Genomic DNA, 16,761 nt, shown 5'->3' with positions numbered 1-16,761 from the left:
GGACAGATGACCCTCAGCGTTGCCCTCGGCCCGGACACACGGGAGAGCACCCAGACAGGAACAGCGACGTCCACCGACGTCCTGACCGCCCCGGACATCCCCTGGAACCTCGTGATCTGGAACGATCCCGTGAATCTGATGAGCTACGTGAGCTACGTGTTCCGCAGCTACTTCGGATACTCGGAGACCAAGGCCAACAAGCTCATGATGGAGGTCCACAAAAAGGGCCGCTCGATCGTGGCGCACGGGAGCAAGGAACAGGTGGAACAGCACGCCGTCGCCATGCATGGCTACGGCCTCTGGGCGACGGTGGAAAAAGCCACCGGCGGCAACGGGAGTGGTTCCGGCAAAGGCAAAGGAAAACGTGGCTAAGGCATTCAAGTACGGGCACAAAGGCATCCGGGGTCATCTGGAGCCGGCCGAGCGGGAACTGCTGCGAAGCCTGTTTGACGACGTCATCTCCATGCTCGAGCCGGAGGAGCGCGCCAACGAGGACCCGCTGGCCGCCATGGTGGGCCTGGACACCGAGGCCCGCGAGCCCTCGGACCGTGCCCTGCGCCGGCTGCTGCCGAACGTGATGAAGAACGACGACGACGCCTCCCTTGAGTTCCGCCGCTATACCGAGCGGTCACTGCGCGAAGGCAAGATCGGCGCGCTGAAGGCAGCCGCCCTGAGCCTGGACCGGGACGACCTCGTCCTGACCGCCGCTGACGCCAGGCACTGGGCCACCGCGCTCAACGATGTCCGGCTGGTCCTGGCCGAACGCCTCGACATCCGCGACGACGCCGACGCCGACAACGTCCACCTCATGCAGGACTGGTCCCAGGCCGAGGACGTCGAAAGCTACCTGGCGCTGGTGTACAACTTCACCACCTGGCTGCAGGAGTCACTGGTCCAGGCCATGGCCCACTCGCTCGATGCCCGGCACTGAGCGCAAGGGTGTGACCCATGAGACACGAGTTGCACGCCACAATGTGATGGCCGCCCCGCTGGCGTTGTCCTATCCTCGAATAATCATGACTTCAGCATCGAGCACGGATCAGGCAGCGGCGGCTGCGGACTCCCCAGCGAGCAGCACCGCAACCGGCCCCGCGGGACCCGCACCGGCAGCAGAGCTGGCATCGCGTCCCATAGGCGTTTTCGACTCCGGCGTCGGCGGCCTCACAGTGGCCCGGTCGATCATCGACCAGTTGCCCAACGAATCCATCCTCTACGTCGGCGACACCGCGCACGGCCCCTACGGCCCCCTTCCCATCGCGGAGGTCCGCGCGAATGCCCTCGGCGTCATGGACGAGCTCGTCGATTCCGGCGTGAAGCTGCTGACCATTGCCTGCAACTCCGCGTCGGCCGCCGTGCTGCGCGATGCCCGGGAGCGGTACACGGCCCGGTACGGGATTCCCGTGATCGAAGTGATCCAGCCGGCGGTCCGCCGCGCCGTGGCGGCGACCCGCACCGGCCGCGTGGGCGTGATCGGAACCTCGGCCACCGTTGGTTCGCGTGCCTACGAGGACACCTTCGCCGCAGCCCCCGACCTGGAGATCACCTCCGTGGCGTGCCCGGCGTTCGTGCCCTACGTGGAGGCCGGAATCACCACGGGGCCGGAACTGCTCGCCGTCGCCCGTGACTACCTGGCACCGCTCATCGCCGCCGGCGTGGACACCGTGGTGCTCGGCTGCACCCACTACCCGCTGCTCACCGGAGTGCTCTCCTTCGTCCTGGGCGAGGACGTCACGCTCGTGTCCAGCGCCGAGGAGACCGCCAAGGACGTCTACCGGGCGCTGGCCTCCCGGGGCCTTGAGCGCACGGACGCCGCGGAGCCCGAACACCACTTCATCGCCACCGGCGACGCCGCCCAGTTCGAGCACCTCGCCCGGCGCTTCCTTGGCCCCGAGGTCCTCAGCGTCCGCCACGTGGACCACGTCGCGGCGCAGTACCCCACCGGAAGCCTCGCCCGGATCACCCCGGAAATGATCGCCGCCGCCCAGGCCGTCGCAGGCCGGCCGCGGATCTCCAACTTCGTGGCGCCGTCTTCCCTGTGGGGGCCCGGCCTGTGAAGCTGACCATCGTGGGCTGTACCGGGTCCTTCCCGGGGCCCGGCTCGCCGGCGTCGTGCTACCTGCTGACCGCCAACGACGGCGAGCGGAACTGGAAGATCGTCCTGGACCTCGGCAGCGGGGCGCTCGGCGCCATCCAGCGCTACACGGACCTTGAGGACATCGACGCGATCTTCCTCACCCACCTGCACCCGGACCACTGCATGGACCTGTGCGGGCTGCACGTGGCCGTGCGCTGGAAACCGGGCGGCTGGGAACGCGGCAGGATTCCGGTGTGGGGGCCCGCCGCCACCGCCGACCGGATGGCCACCGCCTACGGCCTGGACCTGGACCCCGGCATGCACGAGGAATTCGACTTCAGCAACTGGTCCGAGCGCAAGCCCGTGGCCATGGGCCCGTTCACGGTCACCCCGTACGCCGTCAACCACCCGGTGGAGGAGGCCTACGCGCTCCGCGTGGAGGTCACCGAACCGGACAAGGACGGCAACCCCGTCACCCGTGTGCTCAGCTATTCGGGAGACACCGACTCCTGCGGCGGCCTGGAGGACGCGGCCCGCGACGCCGACCTCTTCCTTTGCGAAGCGGCCTTCGAGGAAGGCCGCGACGACGGTATCAAGGACGTCCACCTGACCGGGAAGCGGGCCGGCGAGGCCGCCGTCGCCGCCGGCGCGCGGCGGCTGCTGCTGACGCACATTCCCGTCTGGACGTCCCCTACCACCGTCATGGCCGAGGCCAAGGAGGTCTTCGGCAAGGACGTGGCCGTCGCCGTCGCGGGCGTGCACTACACCGTCTAGCCGCGGGCCGGCCTGCGGCAAAGTCCGGCGTGGGCCGGGCCGGGGGAGTCGATAAGCTAAAGGCATGACTTCCCAAGCTCCTACTGTCCCCGTCATCCGCGCCGACGGCCGCGCCACCGACCAGCTCCGTCCGATCAGCATCACGCGCGGCTGGTCCAAGCAGGCCGAAGGATCGGCCCTGATCGAGTTCGGCAACACCCGCGTCCTGTGCACGGCCTCCCTGACGGAGGGCGTTCCGCGCTGGCTCAAGGGCGAGGGCCGCGGCTGGGTCACCGCCGAGTACGCGATGCTCCCGCGGGCCACGAACACCCGTTCCGACCGTGAATCGGTCAAGGGGAAGATCGGCGGCCGCACGCACGAGATCTCCCGGCTGATCGGCCGCTCGCTGCGATCCATCATCGACACCAAGGCCCTCGGCGAGATCACGATCGTCCTGGACTGCGACGTCCTGCAGGCCGACGGCGGCACCCGCACCGCCGCCATCACCGGCGCCTACGTGGCCCTCGCGGACGCCATCCGCTTTGCCCGCGAGAAGAAGATGATCGCCAAGAACGCCGAACCGCTCATCGACACCATCGCCGCGGTGTCCGTCGGTATCATCGACGGCGTGCCGATGCTCGATCTGCCCTACGTCGAAGACGTGCGGGCCGAGACGGACATGAACGTCGTGGTGACCGGGTCCGGGAAATTCGTGGAAGTCCAGGGCACCGCCGAGGGCGCACCCTTCGACCGCGACGAGCTGAACCAGCTCCTGGACCTGGCGCTGCTGGGAACGGAGCAGCTCGCCGCGATCCAGCGCGACACCCTGGCCGAGGCCCCGTGACGCAGGCGCCATTCGCGGGAGCGCCGGTTGCCGGCAGTACTGACGCCGGCGGCCCGGCGCCCCGGCTCGTCCTCGCCACCCACAACAAGGGCAAGCTGCGCGAACTCCGCGAGCTGCTGCGCGGCCAGGTGCCCGGGCTCGACGTCGACACCCAGGTGGTGGACGCCGGCGCGGTCGGTGCCCCCGACGTCGCCGAGACCGGCGTGACCTTCGCCGAAAACTCGCTCCTGAAGGCGCGGGCCGTGGCGGAGGCCACCGGGCTCGTGGCGATCGCCGACGACTCCGGGCTTTCCGTGGACGTGCTGGGCGGCGCGCCCGGAATCTTCTCCGCGCGCTGGTCCGGCCGGCACGGCGACGACGCCGCGAACCTGCGGCTGCTGCTGGCCCAGCTGGCCGACGTGCCGGACGAGTACCGCGGGGCCGCGTTCGTGTGCGCCGCGGCGCTGGCGGTGCCCGCGTCACCGGCCGGGGACGGCCGGGAAGTGGTGGAGTACGGCCAGCTGGAAGGGGTGCTCCTGCGCGAGCCGCGCGGGGACGGCGGCTTCGGCTACGACCCCGTCCTGCAGCCGAGCGGGCTGGACCGCAGCTGCGCCGAGCTCATGCCCGAGGAGAAGAACGCCATCAGCCACCGGGGCCACGCGTTCCGGGCGCTGCTTCCGGCCATCGTCGAGGCCCTGGCCGGGACGTAGGCCGCCGCCGCACCGGCCGCGATTGCCGTCAGACGCGGAAGGCGCCCCACACTGTGGGGCGCCTTCCGCGTCTTATTCACTTTGTGCCGGGCACTTTGCCCCGGGCACTTTGCCCCGGGCACTTCGCGCGGGGCACTTTGCGCCGGTGCGCTTCGCCTGGTGCGCTGTGTGGAGGGTGTCAGGGCGTCCGGCGCTCTTCTTCCGGTTCGTGCTCTTCGATGAACTCCTCCACGACGTCCGTGCCGTACTTCTCGGCCTGCCGCTTGGCGATGGCGCCGCGGATGACCTCGATGGCGATCGGGATCACGGAGACCAGCACGATGGCGATGAAGATGATGTCGAGGTTGTCCTTGACCCACGGCACCTTGTCCCCGAGCACGTAGCCGAGGAGGGTGACGCCGCCGCCCCACAGCACCGCGCCGATCACGTTGTAGGTGAAGAATTTGCGCTTGCTCATCTGCGCGACGCCCACGATCACCGGGACGAAGGTGCGGATGATCGGGACGAAACGGGCCAGGATCAGGGCCTTGCCACCGTGCTTTTCGAAGAAGGCGTGGGCGTTTTCCACGTTTTCACGCTTGAAGAGCTTCGAATTGGGCTTGTTGAACAGGGCAGGTCCCGCGGTGGACCCGATGAGGTACCCGACCTGGTTGCCGACAATCGCGGCGACGATGATCAGGGCGGTCAGGACCCAGATGTTGACCTGGATGGTGCCGGTGGCCACGAGCAGCCCGGCCGTGAACAGCATGGAATCGCCGGGCAGGAAGAAGCCGATCAGCAGCCCGGTCTCGGCGAAGATGATGCCGCAGACCAGCAGCACCACCCAGGGCGCGAAGGCCGGGTTCGCCAGGAAAACCTGCGGGTTGAGCCAGTCGGGCAGGAAGGAGGCCAGCTGCGGCTGCACGGGGCCGGCGCCGCCGAGGGCGGACACGGCGAGGTCGCTCATTGCTATTGGGTTCACCAGTTAAGGGTACTTGACAGCCGGCGGCCGCCCCCCGGCGGGGCTGCCGCTTTGCCGCAGCGGGGCGGCCGCGGTGGCCCCGTGTGCCCTCTGCGGTGACGCTGCGCGGCCGCCAGGCGACGCCGACGGCGGGACGTCCCGCCGTCGGGCGGTAAAGTTGAGCCGTGGGTTTGGACTTTACGGCGATCGACTTTGAGACCGCGAACGGCTTCCGCGGTTCACCGTGCGCCGTTGGCCTGAGCAAGGTCCGCGGCGGTGTCGTCGTCGAGGAGGCCTCCTGGCTGATGCGGCCGCCGGAAAACCATGACGCTTTCGATCACCACAACGTCCGGATCCACGGCATCCGCCCGGACCAGGTGGCAGGCCTGCCGCGCTTCGGGGAACTGTTCCCGGAGATCGGGGCGTTCATTGGCGGGGACGTGCTGGCGGCCCACAACGCGGCGTTCGATCTCGGCGTGATCCGCTCCGGCCTGGAAGTGTCCGGCCTGCCCGGACCCGCCTACGACTACGTCTGCACGGTGATGCTGTCCCGGCGCTGTTACTCGCTGGTGTCCAATTCTCTGCCCTACGCCGCCGAGGAAGCCGGCGTGCCGCTGGTCAACCACCACGATGCCGCCGAGGACGCGCGTGCCTGCGCCGGCATCCTGATCGACATCGCCGGCCGCAACGGGGCGGCGAGCATCGCGGAACTCCACCTGTCCCTGGGCCTGGCGTTGTCCCACCAGCCGGCCTTCGATCCCCGGCGCGACCCTTTGTCCAAGGCCACTCTGGCCGCCCTGGAGGCGCTCGCCGGCGGAAACGCCGGCGGAAATGTTGGCGCACCGGGCCGTTCCTTCCGGGCAGGATGGCCGGAGGAAGGCCCCAACCCTGTCCCCAATGCCGAGGCCAGCCCCGGCCACCCGCTGTTCGGCCAGACCGTGGTCTTCACCGGCGAACTGGCGATTCCCCGGCCCGAAGCCAAGATCCGCTCGGCCGAGCTCGGCGCCCGGCCCGAAAGCCGGGTCACGGCCCGCACCACCGTCCTGGTGGTGGGCGACGGCTTTGTGGCCGCGGACCTGCGCTCCGGCCGGCTCACCGGCAAGGCACGCCGCGTCCTGGAGCTGCACGAACGCGGGCAGCGGATCGAAGTCCTGTCGGAGGGAGAATTCCTCCAGATGGTCGGCGGCCACGTGGCCGCCACACCCGCCTGAAACACCCCCTTCTGAGCCTCCCCGGCCCTACCGGGCAGTCACATGGCGCAACAATCATTCCCGCCACGGCGCGCCCGCTCGTAGCCTTGACCGATGAGCAAACTGCCGGATGCACAGACTCCCGCCATGCCTTCAGCGTCAGTGGCGTCCAAGCGCGGCATTGACTGGCGCGCGGTGTTCGCTTTCCCGAACCCCGTGAACGAGTACGCCGCCCGCATCACCGCCGCGCTGGTCGTGGCGCTGTCCGCCGTGACCCTGCTGACCGGTTTCGGGTGGGGACTCGCCATCATCGCGGCCGGGTTCTGGCTGCGTGTGCTGTTCGGCCCGCGGATCTCGCCCCTGGCCCAGCTCTCGGTCAAGGTCCTGACGCCCCGGTTCGGACGGACCCGGCTTGTTCCCGGTCCGCCCAAGCGGTTTGCGCAGGGGATCGGCGCCGCCGTGTCCACCACTGCGGCGCTGCTGCTGGCGGCCGGCCTCGCGCCGGCGGCCTGGATCCTGCTTGCCGTGCTGATCGTGGCCGCGTCCCTGGAGGCGTTCGCCGGGTTCTGCCTCGGCTGCACCATCTTCGGCTTCCTGCAGCGCCGGGGGCTCATCCCCGAGGACGTCTGCGAAGCCTGCAACAACATCTCGCTCCGGCGCGCCTAGTACGCGCTCGCCTCTGACTCGCTCGCCTCTGACTCGCTCGCCTCAGACTGGCTCCGCGGCGTCACCGCGACCCGGTGCCGGTGCCCCCGGCGTCTATGAGCCGTGACTCTATGAGCCGGTGACGGCTGCCAGCCTCGACGCCATGCCCCGGATGACCTCCGGGGCCTCCAGCGCGGCCAGCCAGCCCGCCGGCAGGCACTGCTCGCCGTAGTATGCCCCCAGGATGTTCCCCGCGATCGACGCCGTCGAGTCGCTGTCCCCGCTGTGGTTCACCGCGACGGGGATCGCCGCGCGGAAGTGGGCCTCGCCGGCGCCTGCGCCTGCGGACGTGTCAGGTTCGGCTCCCGTTTCCGGAGCCGTCGCCAGCACGGCGTACAGCGCGACCGCGAGGGCTTCCTCGGCTACCCATCCCTCGCCGAGTTCGCTGACGAGGTTCTCCGGGCTCAGGATGCCGCCGGTGCCGGGCAGGTCTCCGGCGAGCCGCAGTGCCGCCTCCAGCCGTGCCACCACATCCGCATCAGGGTCCTCGCCCTTCCGCAGGACCCCGCCGTGCAGGTGCCCGAGGGCCGATTCCGCCGCTTCGCGGAGCCCCAGGCCGGCGGACAGGGCGTGGATGACCAGGCTGAAGACCCCGGCGCTCTGCCGTGCCGCAGGGTGGCCATGGGTCAGTGACGCGGCATCGGCACTGAACTTGTAGACCGTTTCGGGCTCGAGGTGGGGGATCAGGCCGAACGGTGCCGAGCGCATCACCGTGCCGCAGCCCTTCGAGCCGGGGTTGACCGGCCGCTGAACGGTTCCCATCTCGCCCGTGGCGAGTCCGCTCAGGCAGGCGTTGCCGGGTGCGCGGCGGTGCTTCAGGACCTCCTGGCCATCGATCCAGCGCGGCGGCTGGAAGGGGGCCGACGTCGGCACCGCGACGCCCTGGGTGCCCAGCCAGCGCAGGTACGCAAGCCACAGGCACGCGTTGAGGTCGGCCGCCACACCGTCGTTGGCCCATTCCAGCGCCTCGAGGAGGCCGTCCGCCGTGTACAGCGTCATTTGGGTGTCGTCCGAGAACGGGCTGCCGGCGTCGAGCGCGGAAAACTCCTGCAGGCCCGCGGGACCGAACCGGGCGCGGATCGCGGAAATGTCGTCGAATTCGACGGCGTAGCCGAGCGAATCGCCGAGTGCACCGCCCAGCAGGCAGCCGTGGATGCGCGAGCCGTGGGCGGGGGCCGCGGCGTCCGACGGGCCGGGTGCTGGGGCTGGGGCGGGCGTGGTCCCGGGCTCGATGCTCATACCTCAAATTTACCCGGCACGGCCCGTCACTACCGAATGCCGTCACTACCCCATGCCGCAGTAGGCAATCCCGCGGCACCCGCCGCTGGCGCCCATGCAGCGGGCAGCCGATGCGGAACGCCGGTAGGGTGCTGTTAGGGTCCGGCCGGCGGTCAGGTGAAGCAACCGCCGGCGGTGTCCCGGCCGGGCACAACAAGCCAAGTAAGAGGAATCGAATGCGTGAACCAGCGTGGCGGAAGACCGGAAACACGCCCGACTACAGGTTCTCCCTGGCCAACGAACGGACGTTCCTGGCCTGGATCCGCACGTCCCTGGCCCTGATTGCGGGGGCCCTGGCGATTGACCAGCTGGCCCCCGAGATTGCCCCCGGACCTGTCCGGATCGTGCTGTGCGTCATCCTCGCGTTCCTGGGCGCGGGCCTGGCCGTCCTGTCCTACCACCGGTGGGGACTCATGGAGGCCGCCATGCGGAACGACCGGGAGCTGCCGTTCTCCGCCGTGATGCTCGTGATGACGATCGGCGTCGCAGCCGCGGCGCTGGTGTTCGCAGTCCTGATCCTGGTGGCGCGGTGAGCCCCGAGGCGGCCCGGGATCCCGGGCTGCAGCCCGAACGGACCTCCCTGGCCTGGCGCCGGACCCTGCTGGCACTCGTCGTGGCGGACCTGCTGATCTGGCGCAGCTGGGCTCTCGCCGCTTCCCGGGGCGGCGCCCCGGGGCCCGTTGATTATCTTGGTGTCTGTGCGCTCGTCGCCGTGGCCGCGACCGTGGTCCTGGGCCTGTGCGTGCTCGTGCGCGGACACGAACTCCGGCGGTCCTCCGTCGCGCCGCCGGCAGCACTCCTGCGCTGGTCGGCCGCCGCCGTCGTCGGCCTTGCCTCCAGCGCCGTCGCTGCGGTGGCGCTGGGGCACTGAAATCGGGCACTGAAATGGGGCCCTGTGTGTGGGGCCTTGTGTGTGGGGCCCTGAATTGGGGCACTGCCCTGGAACTCCGTGCCGGTCCCGCAGCCGGGTGGCTATTCGCCAGCCGTGCAGCGGGAATCCAGCGAACATCCAGATTCCGCTGGCAGACTGCTGGCGAAGCTATTCTCCGGCGGGCCGATGCCGCCCCCGGACCACAACCCGGCGGCGGGCCGGCGCCGGCGCAACTGCACCCCGGGCGCGCCGCCTCCAGCAAAGGAACTTCTGACTATGACTCTGCTTGAGCCAGCCCCCGGGGCCATTGGCGTCCAGCCCGCCAGCGACGAAACAGTCCGGCCCGGACTCGTGGCCCGGCTGTCGGCCGAGGCATTCGGAACCCTGATCGTCGTGGTGGCAGGCCTGGGCGTGCCGCTGTTCACCATTCCGCAGTCGAACCCGCTGCCCGGCGCCCTGGCGGCTGGTCTGGCCCTGACGGCTGCAATGCTGGCCGTCGGCTACATCTCAGGCGGGCACTTCAACCCTGCCGTCACCCTGGGGAACGTCATTGCCGGACGGATCCGGCTGGCCGATGCAGCCGCGTACCTCGGCGCGCAGCTCGTGGGTGCCGTGCTCGGCGCCGTCGCCCTGTTCGGCGTCCTGCGCACCGTGCCGAAGATCGACGACTCCCAGGCCGCGTTCGCCACCGTGACGGCCGGGTTCGGAGAGCACTCGATCATCCAGGTGCCCATGGCCGGCGTCCTGCTCGTGGAGGTTCTCGGCACGGCACTGCTCGTGGCCGTCTTCCTCGCCACCACGGCCGCCAGGAACCCGGCGAGGGCGGCCGCCCCCTTCGCGGTCGGCCTGACGACGGCGATGCTCCTCCAGCTTGGGCAGGCGATCGGCAATGTTCCGTTCAACCCGGCCCGGGCAACGGCGTCGGCCATCTTCAGCGGCCCGGATGCGCTGGGGCAGCTGTGGCTGTTCTGGGTTGCACCCGTGGTGGGCGCGGCCATCGCCGGGCTGGTATTCCGCGGCTTCGCCCAGTCGACCGGGCGCACGGCTCCCGCGTCTGAGGCCCGGTCTGACGCCCGGTCCGGCGACCGGCGCGCGGGTGACACGGCAGCCGTCGCAGATCAGGACGACTCAGGCCTGGATGACGCAGAGTTGGCCGCGGAGGGCCTGGATGACGCAGTTCTGGACGACGCAGAGTTGGCCGCCGTCACTACCAACACCGACACCTACCTTGGCGCCGCCACCCGCAGGAGCGACGTCAAGGCCCCGGCCGAGGACGAGGCACGCAGTTTCTTCGACCGCAAGGGTGGCCAGTAACCGCCGTCACCCTTCCGGGGTGGTGGCGCAAGAGTGTCGGTGCCAGCCGATACCGTAGGAATATGCGGTTATTGCACACTTCCGACTGGCACCTGGGCCGTTCGTTCCACGGCGTTGGCATGCTGGACGCCCAGCGCGACTTCATTGACCAGCTCGTGACGTACGTCCGGGAAGAGGCCGTGGACGTCGTCCTCATCGCCGGAGACGTCTATGACCGCGCCCTGCCGGGAGTCGACGTCGTCCGCCTGCTGGACGACGCCCTGGTGCGCCTCACGGGCGCCGGTGCCCAAGTTGTCCTGACCAGCGGCAATCACGACTCCGCCATCAGGCTGGGGTTTGCCTCGCGGCTGCTCGAACGCGGGGGAGTGCACCTGCGCACGCGGCTCGACGAACTGGACCAGCCCGTGGTCCTTCCGCTCGGTGACAGCGCAGTGAACGAAACCGGCGTGGATGATACGGCGCCCGTGCTGGCCATTTACGGCATCCCCTGGCTGGAGCCCAGACTGGTCGCCGAGCAGTTGGGGGCCGGGGCCGCAAGCCACTTCGAGGTCACGCGCGCCGCCACCGAACGGATCCGGGCGGACGTGCGCCACCGGGGCGCAGCCCGGACCGTCCACTCAGTGGTCCTGGCGCACACGTTCGCCAGCGGAGGCATCAGCTCTGACAGCGAGCGGGACCTGAGCATCGGGGGCGTCGGCGCGGTCCCGCTGGATCTCTTCGACGGCTTTGGCTACACAGCCCTGGGTCACCTGCACGGCCGGCAGGAGCTCTCGCCGTCGGTGCGCTACTCGGGCTCGCCGCTGGCCTACTCGTTCTCCGAAGCAAAGCACCGGAAGGGCGGCTGGCTTGTGGAGGTCGACGCCGATGGCATCGGACAGGTGCGCGAGGTGCTGTGGGATGCGCCCCGGACGCTCGCCGTGCTGCGGGGGAAGCTGGAGCACCTCCTGGAATCGGAGGACTTTGCCTGGGCCGAGGGCGCCTATTGCCAGATCACGCTGACGGACGCCGCGCGCCCCGCCCAGGCCATGGACCGGCTGCGGGCACGATTCCCCGACACTTTGGTGCTCGGCTTCGATCCCGAGGGCGCCGGCGCGGCGCCGAAGGCCAGCTACAGCAGCCGGCTGGCCGAAGCTGATGACGACCTCTCCGTCTGCTGCGGCTTCCTGGAGCACGTCCGGGGCCGGCCCGCATCCGACGCCGAATCAGAGGTACTCGCCGAGGCCCTCGAAGCCGTGCGCCTGGCAGGGGTGTCACTGTGAGGATCCACCGCCTGGAGATTTCCGCCTTCGGCCCGTTCGCCGGCACGGAGCGGATCGACTTCGACCGGCTCAGCGCGCACGGATTGTTCCTGCTTAACGGCGCCACCGGTGCAGGCAAGACCAGCGTCCTGGACGCCATCTGTTTCGCCCTGTACGGGCAGGTTCCCGGGGCCAGGCAGGACGGCAAACGGCTCCGCAGCGACCACGCGGAAGCCGCCGCCGAGCCGCGCGTCACGTGCGAGTTCTCGGCCAAGGGCCGGCACTTCGAAGTCTCCCGCTCTCCCGCCTGGGACAAGCCGAGCGCCCGGGGCAAGAACGGCTTCACGCTCCAGCAGGCCAACACGCTGCTGCGCGAACGCATTGACGGTGTCTGGGTGGAAAAATCCGGCCGGAATGACGAGGCCGGAGCCGAAATTACCGATGTCCTGGGCATGAACCGGGAGCAGTTCACACGCGTGGTCATGCTGCCGCAGGGCGACTTCGCGGCGTTTCTGCGCTCCAAGGCATCCGACCGCCTGGAACTGCTGCAGAGTCTTTTCGGCACCCAGCGCTTTGAAGCAGTGGAACAGGAACTGACCCGGCAGGCCCAGGCCGCCAAGGCGGAGGTGGCAAGCCTGACCGCGAGGCTTGACCTGCTGCTGGCCCAGGCCGAGTCCGAAACCGCGGCGCTCGAACTCGACTCCGCGGATGCCCCCGGCAGGGACGCGCCCGATGCACTTCTGGCCTGGCTTAACGACGCCGCGGCAACCGCCGCAGCGGATCGCCGGGCCGCGGCCGCCGCAGCAGAGCGAGAGTCCGCTGAACAGGCCTCCCTGGTGGAGACCGCCAATGCGCGGGCAGGCCGCCACGCCAAACTTGCTGCCGCGGAACAGCGCCGGAACGCCGCCGACGCCGCCGTACCCGTCCTGACGGAAAAGGCCCTCACACTGGGACTTCACCGCAAAGCCGAAGTGCTCGGCGGCCAGTTGCGCGCCGTCGAAAGTGCCGCGGCAGCCGAGGCCCGGGCGCGAACGGCCCTGCTGGAGGCCGCGCGGCTCTTGCGGTCGGCCGCTGTCACGGACCCCGAGCTCGCCGGGCTGGAGCTCGCCGGGCTGGAGCTCGGCGGGTTGGAGCACGGCGGGTTGGAGCACGGCGGCGCCAGTGACGGCAGTGCCCCGTTCGACAGTGCAGCCCTCCGGAACGTCCTCGAGGAACTGCGGTCCCTACGCGCCGTGCTCACCGAACGCCTGCCCGACGAATCCCGGCTCACAGGGCTCACGGACCGGCGCCGCCGGCTGCGCCTCCAGTTGCAGGAGCTGGAAACCGGGCGGCAGGCGGGCGGTTCTGCGCTGGCTGCCCTGCGCTCTGAATCGGCGGCCCTGTCCGCCGGAACGGGCTCGCTTGAGGAGCTGGCCGCGGAAGTCCAGCTGCGCACCAAGGAGGCCACAGCGGCAGACGAACTCGTGGCCATCGTGGGCCGCTACCTCGCCGCCGCGGCCACGTGCTCGGCAGTCACCGAACGGCACGCCGCGGCCCGGTCCGAGCACCAGGACCTGAGGCAGCACTGGCTCGACCTCCGCGAACAACGGCTCACCAACGCCGCAGCCGAGCTCGCCGCCCAACTCCTCGCCGGAGTGCCATGCCCGGTCTGCGGCAGCCCGGACCACCCGGAGCCGGCCCCGGCCGCGGACTCCGCCCTGGCCGTCGCCGAGGCTGAGAAGGCCGCGCAGGAGGCCAGCGACACGGCGGAAGAGGCGCTCGCCGCCCTCGGCCGCGACCTCGCCGAGGCCCGGCAGAACGTTGCCGTCCTGGCCGCCCAGGGCGGCAGCACGCCTCCCGAAGAAGCCCGGGCCGATGCAGCCCTGGCCCGGGAGCGGGCGGACGATGCCAGCCGCGCGGCATCGGACCTTGCCGAACGCCGGGCCCGGCTGGCGGATCTCGAGACGGCGATCACCGCCGCCGACCGGGCCCAGGCCGAAGCCGCCTCGGGTATCGCCCAAACGCATTCGACCATCGCCGAAGTCGACGAACAGGCCGGGGCCCTCGAACACGCCCTGGACGCGCTGCGGGCCGGCCACTCGAGCCTGGATCAACGGATCGCGGCGATTGCCGGAACCACCGCGGTCGTGGAACGGGCCGACGCCGCCCAGTCGGCGCTGGAGCAGGCCGGCAGCCGCGCCGCGGAGGCGCACCGGCAGCTCGAACAGGCACTGCCCGCGGCCGGTTTCACCACAGAAGCCGCGGCCCGGGCAGCGCTGCTGCCGGGGACGGAGGCAGCCGGTCTTGAGGCAGCCGTCCGGGCCGGGCAGGACGAGGCCGCCAGGCTCCAGGAACTGTTCGCCGGAGAGGAGCTCTCTCTGGCAGCCGCCGAGCGGGCCGCCGGGGACCTCGTCAGCGATGCCGCCCTTGAACAGCTCCGCGCGGAGTCGGCCGCGGCGGAACGCCATGCCCGGGAAGCCGTGCTCGCGGCCGGGCTGGCCGAAAACACCGTCCGCACCCTCGGACGCCTCGCCGGTGATTACGCAGAACTCGCTGGGGCCGGCCGGGAACCGCGGGAACGGGCCGCGCTGCTCGCCGCCGTGGCCGACGCGGCCAAGGGCGGAGGCGACAACACCTACCGGATGAGCCTGAACAGCTATGTCCTCGCCGCCAGGCTTGAGCAGGTGGCCGTCGCCGCCTCGGAACGCCTGATCGGCATGAGCGACGGCCGGTACACCCTGCAGCACACCGACGCCAAGGCCGCGCGGGGCGCCAAATCCGGCCTCGGCCTGGAAGTGGTCGATGAGTGGACCGGCCAGCGCCGGGATACCGCCACCCTCTCCGGGGGCGAGTCCTTCATGGCCTCACTGGCCCTGGCCCTCGGCCTGGCCGACGTCGTGCAGCATGAGTCCGGCGGCGTGGACATCGAGACGCTCTTCGTGGACGAGGGGTTCGGGAGCCTCGACGAAGCGGCTCTGGAGCAGGTCATGGACGCCCTCGAGGGCCTCCGGGACGGCGGCAGGGTAGTGGGACTCGTGAGCCATGTTGCGGAGATGAAACAGCGCATCGGCACACAGCTCCAAGTCATTAAGGGCCGCAACGGCTCCACCCTGGACATCAGCGACGACACACCGGTCTGAGCCGGCTTTCAACCAGAGCCCGTCGGTCGCGGACCTGCGTCCGCCAGCCCGGCGTCCGCTATCATTGATCTGTTACCGGGTCGCGCGCATCGGGAGGAGGGACGATGCGCACTATTGAGCGAACCCGGAAACCATGAATCCTTCACCGTCTTCACTGGCGACTCCTCTTGACGTCCCAAATTCGGCCTCCGCGCCACCGCTGATCGCCGTTTCGGCCGTCGGCACCAGCCAGGCCGATGCCCGGCCCGTGCCGGCCCTTCAGGCGCCCGCACCCGCACCAACCCACACGGCAGCCCCCGCCGCACTGCCGGCACCGGCGCCCGGCAAGGGCGGCCGCTTCGCACGGTTGCCGCTGCTCGCCGGCCGCGGGTTCATCCCGCTGGGGCTCTTCGCCCGCCTGCCGCTGGCCATGCTCACCGTCGGCGCCCTGACGCTCGTCACCGCCGTCACCGGCTCCTATGCCATCGGCGGCGCCGCGGCGGGCGCCGTCGGCGTCGGCTCCGCGCTGGGTGCCCCCGTCCTGGGCATCCTCGCGGACCGGCTCGGCCAGCGCGGCGTGCTGCTGGTGTCCGCAATCGCCAATACCATCGCCATCGTTGCCCTGATCCTCACGGCGTACCTCATCGCCGGGGTGCAGGACCTGGCCGCCGCCGTCCCCGTACTCGCCGCCGCCTTCGTGGCCGGGGCCAGCTGCCCCCAGGTCGGCCCGCTGGCCCGGGTCCGTTGGATGGCGCTGACGTCCCGGGCCGCCGGGGCAGGACGGGGAGCCGGTGCTAACTCCGCGGACCTGGACACCGCCCTGTCCTACGAGAGCACGGCGGACGAACTGACCTTTGTGCTCGGCCCCGCACTCGTCGGTATCCTCGCGAGCCTGCTCGCGCCCTGGCTGCCGCTGGCCCTCGCCGCGGCACTGACGGTTGTCCTCGTGCCCGCCTTCGCGGTCCACCCCACGCACCACGCGGTGGTCCGCACGCCGCGGCGTCCGGCACCCGGATCGGCTGCCGGCCTGGCCGGCCACCCGACGGGGGAACGGCACTGCGGAACGGGCGCGTCGACGCGCGTCGGGACCCTGGCCGCCGTCGCCCTTCCCGTGCTGGCAATGGTGTGCATGGGAACGTTCTTCGGCTCCACCCAGACAGCGCTGAGTTCGTTCTCCGCCAGTTTCGCCACGTCCGAGGTCGCGGGCCTGCTCTACGCCGTCATGGGGCTGAGCTCGGCGGCCGCCGCCCTGTCGGTCGCGTACTGGCCCCGGCGCTTCCCGGTGAATGCCCGCTGGATTGCGTGCGCGGCACTCATGGCCGGCATGGCCCCGCTGTTGCTGCTGCCCTCAACGGCGCTGCCCATGATTCTCGTGCTGCTGGTCCTGGGCCTGCCCGTCGGGCCGCTTATGGTCACGGTTTTCGCGATCGGCGGCCTCGTGGCCCCGGCCGGAAAGCTTGGCACGGTCATGACGGCCCTGGCCAGCGGCATCGTCGCCGGCACCGCGCTCGGATCCTCCATTGCCGGACAGCTCGCCCAGAGCTTCGGGTATTCAACCGCATTCCTGGTCCCGGTGTGCGCCGCGACGGCGCTGTTCCTGCTGGGAACGGCAGCCGCCGTCGTGCTCCGGAAGCAAGGGCGGAAGACGGCACCGGCCGCCTAACCCCCAACTGACTCGCAGCAGGGGCCGTTTTGAGCCCTGAAAACGGCCCCTGCTGCTAGTTAGTTGGGCACACGAGGGGACAGCTGCGGCGCTCAGACCCGCGC

16 protein-coding genes are annotated in these 16,761 nt (G+C 70.5%); 14 read left to right on the top strand and 2 right to left on the bottom strand.

Translation table 11 applies throughout. From position 1 onward, the window contains the following. The first annotated feature begins 6 nt into the window (after window positions 1-6). The 6 genes from clpS (at window position 7) to rdgB (ending at window position 4,360) form a co-directional block, all read left to right on the top strand. Complete coding sequence (gene clpS, locus LDO15_RS14740) at window positions 7-372, top strand: ATP-dependent Clp protease adapter ClpS (RefSeq protein WP_120954441.1); 366 nt, start codon at window positions 7-9, stop codon at window positions 370-372. Then, complete coding sequence (locus LDO15_RS14735; protein WP_223979763.1) at window positions 365-931, top strand: DUF2017 domain-containing protein; 567 nt, start codon at window positions 365-367, stop codon at window positions 929-931. The genes clpS and LDO15_RS14735 overlap by 8 nt, the downstream gene beginning before the upstream one ends. Before the next feature lie 85 nt (window positions 932-1,016). Further along, window positions 1,017-2,054: a glutamate racemase gene (gene murI / locus LDO15_RS14730; RefSeq protein ID WP_223979761.1), complete on the top strand. Its 1,038-nt coding sequence runs from the start codon at window positions 1,017-1,019 to the stop codon at window positions 2,052-2,054. Continuing rightward, window positions 2,051-2,848, top strand: coding sequence for an MBL fold metallo-hydrolase (locus LDO15_RS14725; RefSeq protein WP_223979759.1), 798 nt, complete (start codon window positions 2,051-2,053; stop codon window positions 2,846-2,848). The genes murI and LDO15_RS14725 overlap by 4 nt, the downstream gene beginning before the upstream one ends. Window positions 2,849-2,912: 64 nt before the next feature. Beyond that, a complete protein-coding gene (gene rph, locus LDO15_RS14720; RefSeq protein WP_276572925.1) occupies window positions 2,913-3,671 on the top strand; it encodes a ribonuclease PH in 759 nt (252 codons plus the stop codon). Then, window positions 3,668-4,360, top strand: a complete 693-nt coding sequence (gene rdgB / locus LDO15_RS14715; RefSeq protein WP_223979757.1) for an RdgB/HAM1 family non-canonical purine NTP pyrophosphatase — start codon at window positions 3,668-3,670, stop codon at window positions 4,358-4,360. Before rph ends, rdgB begins: the two co-directional genes overlap by 4 nt. 178 nt (window positions 4,361-4,538) lie before the next feature. Here rdgB and LDO15_RS14710 read toward each other — a convergent pair whose 3' ends face one another. Beyond that, window positions 4,539-5,306 (bottom strand): VTT domain-containing protein, encoded by a 768-nt coding sequence (locus LDO15_RS14710; protein WP_223987416.1) that lies wholly within the window; start codon window positions 5,304-5,306, stop codon window positions 4,539-4,541. Between the two features lie 179 nt (window positions 5,307-5,485). Between LDO15_RS14710 and LDO15_RS14705 the strand changes: the two genes are divergently transcribed. Together LDO15_RS14705 and LDO15_RS14700 are read left to right on the top strand one after the other, a co-directional pair. Beyond that, complete coding sequence (locus LDO15_RS14705) at window positions 5,486-6,511, top strand: exonuclease domain-containing protein (protein ID WP_223979755.1); 1,026 nt, start codon at window positions 5,486-5,488, stop codon at window positions 6,509-6,511. Window positions 6,512-6,637: 126 nt separating this feature from the next. Next, window positions 6,638-7,156, top strand: a complete 519-nt coding sequence (locus tag LDO15_RS14700; protein ID WP_223979753.1) for a DUF4395 domain-containing protein — start codon at window positions 6,638-6,640, stop codon at window positions 7,154-7,156. Window positions 7,157-7,264: 108 nt separating this feature from the next. Here LDO15_RS14700 and LDO15_RS14695 read toward each other — a convergent pair whose 3' ends face one another. Next, a complete protein-coding gene (locus tag LDO15_RS14695; protein WP_223979751.1) occupies window positions 7,265-8,434 on the bottom strand; it encodes an ADP-ribosylglycohydrolase family protein in 1,170 nt (389 codons plus the stop codon). Window positions 8,435-8,649: 215 nt separating this feature from the next. Here LDO15_RS14695 and LDO15_RS14690 point away from each other — a divergent pair, with 215 nt between their 5' ends. From LDO15_RS14690 to LDO15_RS14665, 6 genes are all read left to right on the top strand, one after another. Further along, complete coding sequence (locus tag LDO15_RS14690) at window positions 8,650-9,006, top strand: DUF202 domain-containing protein (RefSeq protein ID WP_223979750.1); 357 nt, start codon at window positions 8,650-8,652, stop codon at window positions 9,004-9,006. Then, window positions 9,003-9,344 (top strand): DUF202 domain-containing protein, encoded by a 342-nt coding sequence (locus LDO15_RS14685; RefSeq protein WP_223979748.1) that lies wholly within the window; start codon window positions 9,003-9,005, stop codon window positions 9,342-9,344. The genes LDO15_RS14690 and LDO15_RS14685 overlap by 4 nt, the downstream gene beginning before the upstream one ends. 276 nt (window positions 9,345-9,620) lie before the next feature. Next, window positions 9,621-10,658 carry an aquaporin gene (locus LDO15_RS14680; RefSeq protein ID WP_223979746.1) on the top strand — a complete coding sequence of 346 codons (1,038 nt, stop codon included), beginning with the start codon at window positions 9,621-9,623 and terminating at the stop codon, window positions 10,656-10,658. 62 nt (window positions 10,659-10,720) lie between these two features. Next, the gene (locus LDO15_RS14675) at window positions 10,721-11,917 is read left to right on the top strand and encodes an exonuclease SbcCD subunit D (protein ID WP_223979744.1); all 1,197 of its coding nucleotides are present in this window, start codon (window positions 10,721-10,723) and stop codon (window positions 11,915-11,917) included. Next, entirely contained in the window at window positions 11,914-15,015 is a 3,102-nt protein-coding gene (locus tag LDO15_RS14670; RefSeq protein WP_223979743.1) for an SMC family ATPase, read from the top strand. Before LDO15_RS14675 ends, LDO15_RS14670 begins: the two co-directional genes overlap by 4 nt. A 133-nt stretch (window positions 15,016-15,148) precedes the next feature. After that, window positions 15,149-16,657 carry an MFS transporter gene (locus LDO15_RS14665; RefSeq protein WP_223979742.1) on the top strand — a complete coding sequence of 503 codons (1,509 nt, stop codon included), beginning with the start codon at window positions 15,149-15,151 and terminating at the stop codon, window positions 16,655-16,657. The last annotated feature ends 104 nt before the right edge of the window (window positions 16,658-16,761 follow it).

This window comes from Arthrobacter sp. NicSoilB8, assembly GCF_019977355.1.
Classification (GTDB): Bacteria; Actinomycetota; Actinomycetes; order Actinomycetales; family Micrococcaceae; genus Arthrobacter.
This window is presented reverse-complemented; position numbering and strand designations above follow the sequence as displayed.